The organism is Vibrio sp. 2130-1, from assembly GCF_033339515.1.
On record NZ_JAWOUT010000788.1, the window covers coordinates 1 to 502 of the forward strand.

1 pseudogene is annotated in these 502 nt (G+C 43.4%); it reads right to left on the bottom strand.

The features are described from left to right. Positions 1-502, bottom strand: a pseudogene (locus tag R7Q09_RS28715) (AraC family transcriptional regulator); the annotation flags it as partial.

Here is a 502-nt window from a genome sequence, read left to right on the forward strand (position 1 = left end):
CGAATACGTTCATCATCATATTCATAAATACCATGGTTCGTACCAATAAAAAGTTTATCTTCGGTATCATTTAAGCGCGTCACTTTGGCTGGTAAGTACTGACTCACGATCCATTCGCTACCAAAGTTTCTGACGGATTGCTTGTCGATATCAACGTTGTAAAGTTGGTAACCGCTGGATACCCACAAACGGTTTGTGTCGTCTAGAGCAATATGCTCAACAGCATGCCCAGCCATCACTTGTAAATAAGGGAAGCTGACCTTTTTCAGCCCTTCCAATTGGAATATCTCCAAGCCTTTTGAAGTGGCAAGCCATAACATGCCTCGTTGGAACGCAAATTCGTTAATCTGAGAATCTAATTCTAAGACTTTTACAATCCCTTCCGCGCCAGAACGATACAGCTTGCGGTCATCGGCAAACCAAAGCACACCATCTGGCCCTGTTACCGTTTGTCTAATACGACCAGATAAGGTTTGCGAGTCATAACTACTAAAGGTGACTC